This window comes from Sphingobacteriaceae bacterium (genome assembly GCA_002319075.1).
GTDB lineage: Bacteria > Bacteroidota > Bacteroidia > B-17B0 > Aurantibacillaceae > Aurantibacillus.
The window spans coordinates 2,919,148-2,933,374 of the sequence record NVQB01000001.1; the positions used below are offsets into that span (position 1 = coordinate 2,919,148).

General features: G+C 37.6%; 10 protein-coding genes. 8 read left to right on the top strand and 2 right to left on the bottom strand.

Translation table 11 applies throughout. The features are described from left to right. Positions 1–7: 7 nt before the first annotated feature. Positions 8–2,707 carry a hypothetical protein gene (locus CNR22_12680; GenBank protein ID PBQ32591.1) on the bottom strand — a complete coding sequence of 900 codons (2,700 nt, stop codon included), beginning with the start codon at positions 2,705–2,707 and terminating at the stop codon, positions 8–10. 321 nt (positions 2,708–3,028) lie between these two features. Here CNR22_12680 and CNR22_12685 point away from each other — a divergent pair, with 321 nt between their 5' ends. Beyond that, a complete protein-coding gene (locus CNR22_12685; protein PBQ34894.1) occupies positions 3,029–4,609 on the top strand; it encodes a peptide chain release factor 3 in 1,581 nt (526 codons plus the stop codon). Between the two features lie 171 nt (positions 4,610–4,780). On the opposite strand, the gene CNR22_12690 is transcribed toward CNR22_12685, so the two are convergent. Continuing rightward, positions 4,781–6,022 carry a hypothetical protein gene (locus CNR22_12690; protein PBQ32592.1) on the bottom strand — a complete coding sequence of 414 codons (1,242 nt, stop codon included), beginning with the start codon at positions 6,020–6,022 and terminating at the stop codon, positions 4,781–4,783. A 313-nt stretch (positions 6,023–6,335) separates the two neighbouring features. Between CNR22_12690 and CNR22_12695 the strand changes: the two genes are divergently transcribed. The 7 genes from CNR22_12695 (at position 6,336) to CNR22_12725 (ending at position 14,213) form a co-directional block, all read left to right on the top strand. Beyond that, positions 6,336–6,968 (top strand): DNA-binding response regulator, encoded by a 633-nt coding sequence (locus tag CNR22_12695; protein ID PBQ32593.1) that lies wholly within the window; start codon positions 6,336–6,338, stop codon positions 6,966–6,968. Between the two features lie 187 nt (positions 6,969–7,155). Further along, positions 7,156–7,482 (top strand): iron-sulfur cluster assembly accessory protein, encoded by a 327-nt coding sequence (locus tag CNR22_12700; GenBank protein PBQ32594.1) that lies wholly within the window; start codon positions 7,156–7,158, stop codon positions 7,480–7,482. A gap of 92 nt (positions 7,483–7,574) precedes the next feature. After that, positions 7,575–9,035 (top strand): Fe-S cluster assembly protein SufB, encoded by a 1,461-nt coding sequence (locus CNR22_12705; GenBank protein ID PBQ32595.1) that lies wholly within the window; start codon positions 7,575–7,577, stop codon positions 9,033–9,035. Positions 9,036–9,041: 6 nt separating this feature from the next. Continuing rightward, the gene (locus tag CNR22_12710; protein ID PBQ32596.1) at positions 9,042–10,790 is read left to right on the top strand and encodes a hypothetical protein; all 1,749 of its coding nucleotides are present in this window, start codon (positions 9,042–9,044) and stop codon (positions 10,788–10,790) included. Between the two features lie 42 nt (positions 10,791–10,832). Continuing rightward, a complete protein-coding gene (sufC, locus tag CNR22_12715; protein PBQ32597.1) occupies positions 10,833–11,594 on the top strand; it encodes a Fe-S cluster assembly ATPase SufC in 762 nt (253 codons plus the stop codon). Between the two features lie 124 nt (positions 11,595–11,718). Further along, positions 11,719–12,993, top strand: a complete 1,275-nt coding sequence (sufD, locus tag CNR22_12720) for a Fe-S cluster assembly protein SufD (protein ID PBQ32598.1) — start codon at positions 11,719–11,721, stop codon at positions 12,991–12,993. Between the two features lie 2 nt (positions 12,994–12,995). Continuing rightward, complete coding sequence (locus CNR22_12725; protein PBQ32599.1) at positions 12,996–14,213, top strand: cysteine desulfurase CsdA; 1,218 nt, start codon at positions 12,996–12,998, stop codon at positions 14,211–14,213. Positions 14,214–14,227 lie beyond the last annotated feature (14 nt).

The window sequence follows — 14,227 nt, forward strand, 5'->3', positions numbered from 1 at the left end:
GCAGTCATTACTTGGCACGGGCCTTAACATACTGATGCTTCTCATATTTTTTACGCCCCACTTTCCAGTCACCACGGTATTTTGGCCCTCCTACCGTTGAGGTTCTTGCAAACTTGTATTTTGTTTTGTCAATACCTTTAGCTTCAAGCGAACTGCGAATAAGGTTTTCAAGGTTTTTACCTCGTATGGAAGCCAATCCGGCATTACCGCCTTTTGCACGACAAGGCACACGCGATGCACTTGATCTTAATGTAATTACCACAATTGGTTTTTTGGTGGTTAGGTCAACAATATTGTCAATAAAATTTATCCAGGTCTGATCGTTTTCATTAATCACTTTGCGACCATACTTGTAGTAAAATTCATAATCCGTAGCAGGAAGAACTTTTACAGTTTCAGAGGTGTGTGAGATAGCAGTTCTGGTGGCTACTGAAGTTGCTGTGTTTGTGGCCACTGAATCTTCAAAAGCAACGTAAAGAGTTTTAGAAATTGTTTTTCCGTCAGAGATAGCCCCGGTTGAGAAAGTTTCTACTTCGGAAATAAATCCATCTTTATATGCAACTACAAAATATTTGGTTTTTGGAGTTAACTCAATGCCTTTAGCAATGCCTTTAGCATCTGTTACAGTTTCGTATTTTACACCGTCGGCATCTGTAAGAGTGATGTTTGCATTAGGCGCTGGTTTTTTGCTTTTAGGATGTTTTACAGCAAGTTCGAGAAGTAATTCTTTAGAGGTAAATTTTTCAGCCTTGCCATCAAGGTAAATTACCTGGCTAATGACCTTTGCCGACTTTGTCCCCACAGTGCTAATCTCAACGGTTGCCGATTTTTTGCTTTCTGCTTCTGCAAATACTATGTAAGTCTTTTCAGGTTGTAAAGCTATTCCATCATATTTTCCTTCCGCGTTTGCATCGAATAATTGTGTACCGGCCCCCTGTTCAACGAGAGTGATTTTAGCGGCAGGAATGGGTTTTTTGCTCCGGCTATCTTTAAGAATAATGGTATTTAAAGTGATTGCTTTTGAGCTTACTTTTATTTTCCCCACTAACCTTACAGGCTCCAGAGCTACTTCACGTTTTATCTCCTGGTAAGAAACATCATTGGTTACAAAAACATCTTCATTATAAAACTCCTCCGCATTATCGGTTTGATAAGAAAAATTATATTCTCTGCCTGGAGGCAGAATTGTAGAAAATGTCCCATTTACAAGTTTCGGACGGTAAGTTCCAATAATCTCATTGCTCTGTTTGTCTGTTACAATAATCTGAATATTGTCTGGCAATGTTTCTCCTTCAGCGGGAATGATCTGCCCTTTAAATAATGCAAGGAAAGTTTCTTTCGATTCTGCAATGGAAATCCTGTAAATATCATTGTCGCCATATCCGCCCGCTTTTGCAGAAGAAAAGTAGCCGCGCTTCCCATCAGGGGAAGTCACATAAAAAATATCATCTTCCGTTGTATTAATCGGATATCCGATATTGGTAACATTTGTAAATTTATTATCTTCATTATTTAAAGTGGCAAACATAATATCGTAACCGCCAATAGATTTTGGGCCATTGGATGCAAAGAAAAAAGTCTGGCCATCAGGATGAATAAAACCACCATCTTCATCATATTCTGTATTGATGATTGGGCCCATGTTTAAAGCTTTACTCCATTTTAAATTGGGAAGTTTTATACAGCGGTAAATGTCCTTACCACCATATCCTCCGGGCCTTTCAGAAGAAAAGAAAAGAACGTTTCCGTCTGCGCTCAAACAAGCATGCGACTCCATGTAAATAGTATTTACATTAGATCCGAATTCTTTTAAAGGACTCCAGTCTTTACCATCAAAAGTGGTATAATAAATATTCCCATCACCTTCCGGATTTTTACTAGTCTTGGCTTCATTGCGGTAAACAATAAGTGTTTGTCCGTCGGGAGTTAAGTTAATAGAAGCCTCGTGACCTATTGTGTTTACATTTTGACTCAAGGGCACAGGCTTGCTCCAGTTACCCTTATCATCCATATACGCAATTACAATGTCCTCAAAATAACTTCCATTTTCAGTTTTTAAACCACCGGTGGTTGTCGGACGTTTTGTGGTATAAATAATGGTTCTTTCATCTGCGCTCAATACTGCGCTATATTCCGGGAACGGACCATTGATGCTGTCTCCAAGATTTGCTATCTGAACATTAAGAGGTTGGGCCGCCACATCTTTCGCAAGTTTTGTAGTAGTAACGCCCTTCTCCAGCATCTTTAAATATTCTTTATCCTTCGGATCAACGAACGTTTTAAATTTTTCGTAGCTGGCAAGAGCTTCATCAAACTTATAATTGATGTGCAACGCTTCTCCATAATAGAAAAGTGCCAGGGGAGGAGCTGCCTTTTCAGACGCGTCATCCGTTTTATAATTCGGGGAAATGTTTTTAACAGCTGCAGCTAAATAGGGTTCTGCCTTTGTTTTAAAAAGAGGATTTTGCAAATAACAAACGCCCACCATATAATTGATATTAGAAGAGCTGGAATCTAACTGGTACGCCAGTTCAAAATTCGTTTGTGCTTTGTCGGCATCCCCTTCTAATAACTGATACGATCCTTCTAAAAAATAGTCTTTATAAGTGCCTGGTTTAGTCTGGGAAGACAGGGAAAAACTGAGGGCAATGAAAATAAGACTATAAATAATTTTCATATGTTGTTGTTTAAGTATTTTAATTGTCATGTGCTATAGCCTGTTTAGTTGAGTGCTACCTGCTAAGGTAAAACAAGGCTATGTCAAGTTTTGATTAGTTTTTAGTAAATGGTAAGTGCTTATTCTTGTTAGTCAGGCTATTAGAGCGTTAAACCATTGATCTTAGCAAATATAAAATTTTATGCTACAAAACAAAATGGCCTTCTCAGAAAGTACTTTACAATGTTATGAACATTATAATTAGGTGTTTTAAGTCGTTCTGTATGCAGTATAATGGCGCTATTGCTTGTAACTGGCGGGAATTCACAGTTAGCGTTTAAATTTTTATCTTTGCGCCCATTAATTTTTGAAATGACATTTACTGAAGAAATAAAAAGACGCAGAACTTTCGCGATCATTGCTCACCCCGATGCTGGAAAAACAACTTTAACGGAAAAGTTATTGCTTTTTGGTGGAGCTATTCAAACTGCCGGCGCAGTAAAATCAAATAAGATTAAAAAGTCAACTACTTCCGATTTTATGGAGATTGAGAAACAACGTGGTATCTCAGTTTCAACTTCGGTAATGGCTTTTGATTACAAAGATTATAAAGTAAATATTCTCGATACACCTGGTCACGAAGATTTTGCTGAGGATACCTATCGTACACTTAGCGCCGTAGATAGTGTTATCATGGTAATTGATTGTGTTAAAGGTGTTGAACCCCAAACGCGCAAATTACTGGAAGTATGCCGCATGCGTAACACTCCCGTAATTGTTTTTATTAATAAAATGGACCGTGAAGGACAAAATCCTTTCGACCTTCTCGATGAAATAGAAAAAGAATTAAAAATAAAGGTGCGGCCTCTTACCTGGCCAATAGGCATTGGTAAGTCTTTTAAAGGCGTTTATAATTTAACGGAACATTCTCTCAATCTCTTTGAAGGAGAAAGTAAAACCACCCTGGGCGAAGTTCTCACCATCAAAGACATTAATGATCCTCTTATTGATAAACGCATTACACCTGATTTCGCAGCCCAGTTACGTGAAGATGTGGATTTAATTGATGGTGTTTACGACGAATTAAACGTGCAAAAATATTTGGATGGCCAAATTAGTCCGGTGTTTTTTGGAAGCGCTGTAAACAATTTCGGTATTCACGAATTGTTGGACTGCTTTGTAGAGATTGCGCCATTTCCTAAGGATAGGGAAACAGATGCCGGTATAGTGCATCCCGACGATGCAAAATTCAGTGGATTTATTTTTAAGATACACGCGAACTTAGATCCAAAACACCGCGACCGTATTGCCTTTCTACGTATTTGTTCCGGCAAATTTGAACGCAATAAATACTATTATAATGTGCGTGAGAAAAAGGATTTACGTTTCAGTAATCCAACCGCTTTTATGGCCCAACAAAAATCTGTTATTGATGAGGCTTTTCCGGGCGACGTAATTGGTTTGTACGACGCAGGTAATTTTAAAATCGGCGATTCACTTACTGAAGGAGCAAGTTTTCAGTTTAAAGGAATTCCGAGTTTTTCGCCGGAATTATTCCGTTATGTAACAAACATGGATCCTATGAAAACCAAACAACTTCAAAAAGGTCTTGAGCAATTAACCGATGAGGGAGTTGCACAATTATTCACTAAAAAAGTGGACGGGAGAAAAGTTATTGGAACTGTGGGAGCTCTGCAATTCGAGGTTATTCAACACCGTTTAAAATCCGAATATAATGCCAGCGCAAGTTTCGATCAGATCAATTTGTATAAAGCACTTTGGATCAGCAGCGATGATAAGAAAAAACTAGATGCTTTTATGCAGGATCGTAATGCGCACATCGCGTATGATAAAGAGGATCGTCCTGTCTTTTTAGCGGAGAGTCCCTGGTTATTACAAATGGCTCAGGAGAAATTTCCGGATATCAAATTTCACTTAAAGAGTGAGTTTTAAATTACAGCTAAAACCCAATAAAAAGTAAACCCCGGAAGTTTTATCCCGGGGTTTATTTTTTGACTTCATTATTTTTACGTCCTTAATGACCCTGCGTAAATAAACGTAATCATTAGGCCCATACTTGCAGTCAGTCTTTGAAGAACTTTCTTAGGACGGATAGCTGCATGATTATTTATTAGCAACAACCATTCTTTTAGAATCAACAATTTTATTGTCGGCAATAATAGAATAAATATAAATTCCAGCTGCCAGTTTTTCGGAAGTAATGGTAAGTGAAGATGTTTCTCTATCTGTGATTGGAAAAGTAGTAATCTGTTTGCCTGAGAGATCGTATACGATAAGGCTTGCTGTTTTCACCTGCTTTGGTAAAACATAGTTAACTACGGTTTCGCCATTAAACGGATTAGGTTCATTTTGTGACATGTTAAATCCGCCGGCGGCATTTATTTCGTTTAATCCCGTTGTATTCGCCATTTTCTGGGTAAGATCGTTAATCATTTCCCTTTGTTCGGCAATTTGCTTTTGTTGCTCCTGAACTGCCGATATCAAAACGGGAATGAGGCTTACATAATTAATAGTCTTAAATGTTTTACCACTTGCTATCACAGTTCCGTCTTCCGACCTTTCAGGCATAGCAGTCTCCTTTACAAGATCAGGAAATACCTCTTCCAGTTCTTGCGCAATTAAGCCCATTTGCTGAACGCGCGGAAGACTTAGCCCTTTAAAATCCTGGTATTTATAAACGTATGTACTTGGTTTTAACGACATAATTTTATCGAGAGCATTTTGTAAGGGTTTAATATCATTTTTAAGTTGTCTGTCAGATGGATAAAAGTTTGTGGTACTATACACGTCTCCTACAAAAAAGCCACCCCAGTTTGGACCTGCGCCGCCCGAACCTCCTGTGCTCCAGTCATCGCCGTAAACTCCGGTACATATGCCCGCTGAGTTAGCACCTGTAATAGGATTTAATTTTCCGTAGCATCCAATAGTTACACCGCCACTTCCAAAGGCATTGCCTGCGGTGAAAGCGCCTCCAAAATTGTTGGACCCGTTAAAGCCCTCATCTCTTACTCCAATAAGGTAATTTGCCATTCCATTAGGATCTTCAGCCCTACCGGTTAAAGTAATGTAGTCATTACCGCTCTGAGATGCCGTAAGTATAAAATAGCCACAGGTTGTATCGCTGGTTTCTATTACGTGAAAGGGATGCGACGGGAGCCAACTTGCCGGACCTCCGAAATTAATACCAACTCTGTCTTTAACGGTTGTTAGTTTGTTTACTGCAGGTGTAGTCCATTGCGCACTGGCAATAACAGTGAGTGCTAGAAAGCACATTAAAATTAATTTTGTTTTCATAATCGTTAGGGTTTTAGGTTTGTTATTTTTTTGAATTATACTTAAAGTCATATTAGGGTGATAAGCCCTGGCGCGTATCTGTCATTTTTTTTGTTACGTTTCGGGAACAAATATAGAGCGGCTTTTAACGGAATTATTGAAACCTAATCATTCGGTAGGCTACAACAGACTTGGCAACCAGCAAGTAAACCCCACCATCGGGTAAGTAAGAAAACCCTACTATTTAGTCAGGTTTATATATTGGTCAGGCTATTAATCGACTTAGTGCTTTTTTCAGGAGGGTTTATCTAATTTAACTTGATACGCGTCATCAAACCGATACCTTTAGTCTGGAAGTACGTATAAATATTATTTTCTACTACTTATGTCAAAGAAAATCAAAATAATTATCGCGGATAACAACTCTTTAATGAGACGCTCGCTCACGGCCTTTTTGTCGGACTATGAAGAGTTTGATGTAATAGGTGAATGCGCAAACGGGCGGGAATTACTCGATATGCTCAAGCGAATAGAAACAGATATTGTTTTACTTGATTTGGAAATGCCTGTGATGAGTGGATTTGAAGCGCTCAAAATTATGCAGGTTCGGTTCAGAAGTGTTAAAGCTGTAGTTTTATCCATGCATAATGATCTTCGGAGAATTCGCGAATGCTTGTCAGTGGGTGTTTGTGGCTATCTTTCAAAAGATTGTGTTCCGGAGCAACTTATCCAGACGCTCATAAACGTTCAATTGAAAGGCTTTTACATAGAGGACGATATTTATAAAAATCTCTTGCAGAATTTCGCGAATGACTCTCTTGACAAGCAAAAACTCAGTCGCAGGGAAAATGAAATTCTGAAAGAACTTCATGATGGCAAAACGGAAAAGGAAATTGCGGGACTACTTAATATTTCAAGGGGTACAGTACATTTTCATCGGATGAATATTTACAACAAAACAAATACTCATAATTTGGCCGAACTCCTTAAATACATTCATCACAATAATTTGATCTAACTCTGGCTCCCAAACCTAAAATATCAACTCGGGGCCGGTTTGCAGGAGGTTAATAGCACACTAGGCTTAAAATATCCAAAAACCCACATTTTCATTTGAATATATACCTTTTTTGTGGTATGTTTGTACTCTAATTAGATTTAGTCTAATTAACTTTATTCTATAATTCATTTAAAAACAAATAGTTATGATAACTGTAAGTGAAAATGCAAAGAATCATGCCATAGATCTAATTCAAAGAGAAAATCATCCTGAGAATACTTTTATTCGCGTGGGTGTTGATGGTGGTGGTTGTTCTGGTTTGTCCTATAAATTAGAGTTCGATCACAATTTAAAAGAAGGCGATCAGATGTTTGAAGACAAGGGAATTAAAATAGTGGTAGACAGAAAAAGCTTTTTATACCTCGTTGGAACTGAACTTGAATATACAGGTGGATTAAACGGAAAGGGTTTTGTATTTAATAATCCTAACGCGAGCCGCACTTGTGGTTGCGGGGAAAGCTTCTCTGTATAGGCATATGTTGGCAGTAGGCAGAGTTTAGTCTGCAGAGACTGGACCCCACTGCTTAAACTATCGACTACAAATATCAACTATTGACTTAAAAAATGGCAGAACAAAACGAAGTTCTAGAAGAACATATAAATAGCGAATACAAATACGGTTTTACAACGGATGTAGAGACCGATACCTTTGCACCTGGGTTAAACGAAGACGTAGTAAGAGCTTTAAGTAAGAAAAAGAATGAACCGGAATGGCTATTGGATTTTCGTTTAAAGGCTTACCGTTATTGGTTAACTATGAAGGCTCCCGATAACTGGGCGCATTTGCATTATCCGAAAATCGACTTCAACGATATTATCTATTATTCCGCTCCAAAACAAACGGCTCTTTTAAAGAGTCTGGATGAAGTGGATCCTGAACTTTTAAAAACCTTTGAAAAATTAGGTATTTCATTAGAAGAACAAAAACGTTTAAGTGGAGTAGAATCGAACATTGCAGTAGACGCAGTGTTTGACAGTGTTTCAGTGAAAACAACTTTCCGTGAAACGCTTTCTGAGAAAGGAATTATTTTTTGCTCGTTTAGTGAGGCTGTTCAGGAATTTCCTGACCTGATTAAAAAATACATGGGAATGGTTGTTCCTTATACGGACAATTATTACGCAGCTTTAAATTCTGCAGTATTCAGCGATGGGTCGTTTTGTTATATTCCAAAAGGCGTTCGTTGTCCGATGGAATTATCCACTTACTTCCGTATCAACGCAAAAGGTACCGGTCAGTTTGAAAGAACTTTAATTGTTGCCGATGAAGCAAGTTACGTTTCTTATCTCGAAGGTTGCACAGCTCCTGTTCGTGATGAGAATCAATTACACGCTGCAATCGTTGAAATCATTGCACATAAAGATGCTGAAGTAAAATACAGTACCGTTCAAAACTGGTACCCGGGCGATAAAGATGGTAAAGGTGGTATTTTTAATTTCGTTACCAAACGTGGTATTTGTCTGGAAGATAATTCTAAAATCAGCTGGACGCAGGTGGAGACAGGTTCTGCCATTACCTGGAAATACCCTTCTGTGATTTTAAAAGGGAATAATAGCACTGGTGAATTTTATTCTGTGGCTGTGACAAACAATAAACAAGAAGCCGATACCGGCACTAAAATGATCCACATTGGTAAAAATACGCGTAGTACAATTATTTCAAAAGGAATCAGCGCGGGCTTTAGTAACAACAGCTATCGCGGATTAGTTCAGGTGCGCAAAGGCGCAACCAATGCAAGGAATTTTTCGCAGTGCGATAGCTTGTTAATGGGCGATAAATGCGGAGCACATACTTTTCCCTATATTGAAATAAAAGATAAAACAGCAACTGTTGAGCACGAGGCTACAACCAGCAAAATTGGTGAAGATCAATTGTTCTATTGCAAACAACGGGGCATCGATATGGAAAAAGCAATTGCCTTAATTGTAAATGGCTATTGTAAGGAAGTTTTAAATAAATTGCCGATGGAGTTTGCCGTGGAAGCTCAAAAGCTACTGGCGGTGAGTTTGGAGGGAAGTGTCGGGTAAATTCAAATGTCAGAACTTTTCCTGAAATATAAATTCTCAAACTATTCGATTTTTTGCACGGTATTTTTAGCGATTGCAATCAGCTGGATATTTAAATGGAATTATTCGGATGAGGTGCCTGATTTTATGGGTGGCGATGCGAAAGATTATTATTCAGGCCTGGTTTCTACTTTTATAACCCACGATCTTACAAATCAAACTGGAAATGATTGGTTTTTATTAAGGACCGAAAGTGGAACTATCAATGTTCATTCGATTGGTGTATCCGTTTTACTCTTGCCGTTTTTTGCGTTAGCCTGCTTGTTTGCTTTTCTTTTTAATTTTCCTGTTGATGGTTTTAGTCTTCCTTTTCAGTTTTCAGTAGCCTCTGCTGCTTTATTTTACGTGGTTATCGGATTAATCTATCTCAAAAAATTATTTCAACTGCATACTATTGGCGATAAAACAAGCGCTTTAATACTTCTCCTTTTATTTTTTGGAACGAACCTGTTGCATTACACAGTATCTGAGGCAGGCATGTCACACATTTACTCCTTTAGCCTAATATCTGTTTTTCTTTACCACAGCTCTAAATTTGTTTTGCGTAGAGAAAATAAAAATCTGATTTCAACGTTTGCGATTCTTGGTCTAATAACCCTGGTTAGACCAAATAATGTTTTGATCTTATTTTCTGTTTTTATCTGGTTTAGAAGTCTGAATGAGTGCAAAGTATTTTTTAAAGATCTTTTCAGAAACAAAATTTTTTACAAAGCCCTTGCTCTTTCTCTGTTTATAGTGTTACTGCAAAGTGTGGTTTGGTTTATTCAAAGCAAAACCTTATTCCATAATACCTATAAGGCAGATGGATTCTACTGGTCAAATCCTCAGCTCTTAAAAATGCTTTTTGGCTTTGATGGGGGGTTCTTTATTTATACGCCTTTGTGTTTAATTTTTGTTTTGGGCCTTGGAGTGTTATTTAAGGAAAATAAATTTTCATTCCTGGCGTCGGTATTTTTTATTTTAGGGTTATTGTATTTTTTCGCAAGCTATTGGGCTTATACCTATTTTGACGGACTTGGCATTCGCGTGTTAGTAGATTATTATGCTTTGTTTTCTTTTCTCGGAGCAAAGCTTTTTGCGAATCTTTTAGGCAAAGCTGTTTTGTATAATTCTCTTGTATTTGTGGCTGGACTTTTTGTTTTCGTAAATCTTATTTATACTTACCAGGCCAATCGCGGCATTATGCTTCGTGCAGGCATGACATACGCAAAATGGAAATATATTTTCATGAGAACAGCTCCCGAATATCAAAACGTTTTGGGTGGAAGTAATGAACTCTTGCCATATTCATCAACCAAACAAGGTGTGGTTTTAAAAAAAGAAATTAAATTAGATCAGCCTTTTGATTACTCTCAAAAAGATTACGGACTATCAATAAATTTTGATTCGATCGGATTCCAGTCCAACCGCGTGCATGTAAAAATTTCATGCAGACGAACGGAACTGGAAACAAACAGTAGCTACGATGCCCTTGTAGTGCTTGCTCTGGAAGATGGCACAACACATCAAAATAAATCCCTCAATTCATTTCGATTAAATGAGGCGCCTTCTACAGAGTGTTGCGGTACAAGGGAATATGACTACACAGCCAATATAAGCGCGGACTTTAAACCAAATGATAAGTTTTCGATTTATTTATGGAACAAAAAAGTTAAAGCATTTTTAGTAGATAAATTTTCGGTACAAGTTTACAATTACGGATTTCAAATAAATTAAGCTCGAACCTATCGGGACACACATAGTTAAAAATAAAATAAGATGATCACAATTAAAAACCTCCATGCATCTGTTGATGGAAAAGAAATTTTAAAAGGAATAAATCTAGAAGTTAAGGCGGGAGAAGTACACGCTATCATGGGCCCCAACGGTTCGGGTAAGTCTACTCTATCAAGCGTTTTGGCAGGACGTGAAGATTATGAAGTAACAGAAGGAGAAGTAACTTTTCATGGAAAAGATCTTTTAGATATGCCTGCTGAAGACCGTGCGCGTGAAGGACTGTTCCTTGCTTTCCAGTATCCAATTGAAATTCCGGGAGTAAGTAATATCAACTTTTTAAAAACCGCTATCAACGAAATTCGCGCTTATAAAGGTCAGGAAGCTATTCCGGCAAAAGACTTTCTTGCACTGGTAAAAGAAAAGCAAAAGCTTGTAGAGCTTGATGGTAAACTTGCAAATCGCAGTGTAAATGAAGGTTTTAGCGGTGGTGAAAAAAAGAGGAATGAGATTTTCCAAATGGCTATGTTAGAACCAACACTTGCGATCTTAGATGAAACCGATAGCGGACTGGATATCGACGCTTTAAAGATCGTTGCGGGTGGCGTAAATACTTTAAAAAATGAGAACAGGGCGTTTATCGTCATCACCCACTACCAAAGACTCTTAGATTATATTGTTCCTGATTTTGTACATATTTTATACAACGGTAAAATTGTAAAATCTGGCGGCAAAGAATTAGCTCTTGAGCTTGAAGCAAAGGGATACGACGAAATTAAAAAACAATTCGAGAAGGAATCTGTTTAAGAAGGAGACGCCAATCGCACTAATTTGCACGAATTAAGTGTGTAAGTGGTCCCAATGAAGTTAGAAGAGAGTAAATAAAACCTTAGTGCTAATTCGTGTAATTAGTGTTAGATAGCATAAAAAAATGATCGCAGAAAAATCACATACAGCTCAGGATATCATCGAAAAGATTTCGTCTACAGCTGCAAAAGTCGGATTTATTCAGGATGACACGCTTACCAAAGCATTGATGTATCTTGAAAATACTGGCATACCAAATAACAAGCACGAAGATTACAAGTACTGTAATATGGATGCCATTCTTAAAAAAGAATTTAAGAATGTAGAACAAAAATTTATTAGTCTTGCGGATCTTAAACCTTATAAGTTAGAAGATACTGTAACTTTAGTAGTGTTAAACGGAACTTATTCAGAAAGTTTAAGCGACAAGATAATTCTGAATGGTTTGCACATTACTGCACTATCTAATTTGGATGCAGAGTCTAAAAAACTAATTGCTTCAGAAGCAAAAGTAGAAAGTGACGCATTCATTGCTCTTAATACAGTTTTTAGTTCTAACGGATTTCATTTGAAAGTAGAGAAAAATGCTGCTATCCAAATTCCGATTCACATTTTATACATTTCAGGTGCTGATTCAGAGGCGATTGTTAACACCCGTAATTTAATTCAGCTGGAGGAAAGTTCAGAGCTTACCATTATTGAAGAACAGATTGTTTTCGGTAAAGGAAAGATTTTCAGTAATTATTTGAGTGAAAAATTTGTTGCAGAGAACGCAAAATTAAATTGTGCCTTGTTTCAAAACGAAGGTCCCCAAGGATTTTCAGTAAACACAAACCAGGTTAAAGTAGCGCGTTCTGGTTATTACGACAATACAACTATCACTTTAAGCGGTCAAGTCGTAAGAAATAATCATAACGTTATTTTGGCGGGAGAAAATTCGGAAGCTCATCTAAATGGATTATTTTCTTCGAAGGGAAATCAGCTAATAGACAATCATACACTAATGGATCACCAGGTGCCGCATTGCGAAAGCAACGAACTTTACAAAGGCGTTATCAACGATAAAAGTACCGGCGTTTTTAATGGTAAAATTTTTGTAAGAAAAGACGCGCAAAAAACAAATGCTTACCAGAGCAGTAAAAACATTTTGTTGAGTGACGATGCAACTATCAATACAAAACCGCAATTAGAAATTTATGCCGACGATGTAAAATGTTCGCACGGAACTTCGACCGGTAAGATCGATGAAAGCGCTATGTTTTACTTAAATGCCCGTGGTATTGGAAAAGACAGCGCCAGAAAATTATTATTGAGCTCTTTTGCTTTGGAAGTGATTAATAAGATTGAGGTGGATAGTTTAAGAGAAAAAGTAACACAACTTTTTGAGAACGAAATTTAATTGTGCCAGATCTAACTAAAATACACGAACAATTTCCCATCCTGGATCAAAAAATAAATGGTTCAAAACTTATTTATTTTGACAATGGTGCAACCACGCAGAAGCCAGTTCGTGTTATTGACTGTGAAGCAAATTTTTATAGAACTACCAATGCTAATATTCACAGGGGTGTACACACTCTAAGTCGTCTTGCAACAGATCAATTTGAAGCTGCAAGAAAAACAGTTGCAAAGCACTTTCATGTTGCCAACGATCAACAGATTATTTTCACTGCAGGCACAACCGATGCTATAAATATTGTAGCAGAAGGGCTTTCGAAAAAATATTTACAAGAGGGCGACGAAATAATTTTGTCATCCTACGAACATCACTCTAATATTTTGCCCTGGCAGTTGTGGGCGCAAAATAATAAAGGACTATTAAAAGTTATTCCTCTAAAGGCCAATCACAGTCTCGATTACGAAGCTTTCGAAAAACTTATTACGCCAAAAACAAAATTAATTGCTATTGGACATGTTTCCAATACTCTTGGTGTTATTACAGATCTTGAAAGAGTAACCACAATTGCAAAAAAACATAACCTGATTGTTTTGGTAGATGGAGCTCAGGCAGTTCCTCACATGGCAGTGGATGTCGAAAAATTAGAAGTTGATTTTTATGTTTGTAGCGCTCATAAACTATATGGTCCTACAGGTGTTGGTGTTTTATGGATGTCTGAAAAATGGCTGAAAGATCTTCCCCAAACACGTGCTGGAGGCGGCACTATTAAAACAGTTTCTTTCGATAAAACAGAATATGTTGAAGGAGCTTTGCGTTTTGAACCTGGAACTCCAAATATTGCTGGAGTGATTTCTTTTGCTGAGGCTATTAAATTTGCAGATGAAATTGGCATGCAAACCATTTTTGATCATGAACACAACTTGGTTCAACACGCGCAAAAATTGCTGTTGGAAATTCCGGAGATCGAAATTTACGGTGTAGATAACCATAAGGCCGGAGTTATTTCTTTCAATGTCACGGGGCAACATCCTTTTGATGTTGGAACCTTACTTGATAAATACGGAATAGCAGTACGAACCGGACACCATTGCACCCAGCCGCTTATGCAGTGTTTAAATATTTTGGGAACCGTTAGAATTTCATTTGCAATTTATAATACGATTGAAGAAGTAGATTTTTTTGTCGAGAAATTGAAAAAAGTGATACGAATGCTTTCTTAGATTTTTAGTTGATC

What these genes read in the sequence shown, in the direction of transcription:
- CNR22_12680 (PBQ32591.1), bottom strand. Translation starts at nt 2,707, where the DNA reads ATGACAATTAAAATACTTAAACAACAACATATGAAAATTATTTATAGT.
- CNR22_12685 (PBQ34894.1), top strand. Translation starts at nt 3,029, where the DNA reads ATGACATTTACTGAAGAAATAAAAAGACGCAGAACTTTCGCGATCATT.
- CNR22_12690 (PBQ32592.1), bottom strand. Translation starts at nt 6,022, where the DNA reads ATGACTTTAAGTATAATTCAAAAAAATAACAAACCTAAAACCCTAACG.
- CNR22_12695 (PBQ32593.1), top strand. Translation starts at nt 6,336, where the DNA reads ATGTCAAAGAAAATCAAAATAATTATCGCGGATAACAACTCTTTAATG.
- CNR22_12700 (PBQ32594.1), top strand. Translation starts at nt 7,156, where the DNA reads ATGATAACTGTAAGTGAAAATGCAAAGAATCATGCCATAGATCTAATT.
- CNR22_12705 (PBQ32595.1), top strand. Translation starts at nt 7,575, where the DNA reads ATGGCAGAACAAAACGAAGTTCTAGAAGAACATATAAATAGCGAATAC.
- CNR22_12710 (PBQ32596.1), top strand. Translation starts at nt 9,042, where the DNA reads ATGTCAGAACTTTTCCTGAAATATAAATTCTCAAACTATTCGATTTTT.
- sufC (PBQ32597.1), top strand. Translation starts at nt 10,833, where the DNA reads ATGATCACAATTAAAAACCTCCATGCATCTGTTGATGGAAAAGAAATT.
- sufD (PBQ32598.1), top strand. Translation starts at nt 11,719, where the DNA reads ATGATCGCAGAAAAATCACATACAGCTCAGGATATCATCGAAAAGATT.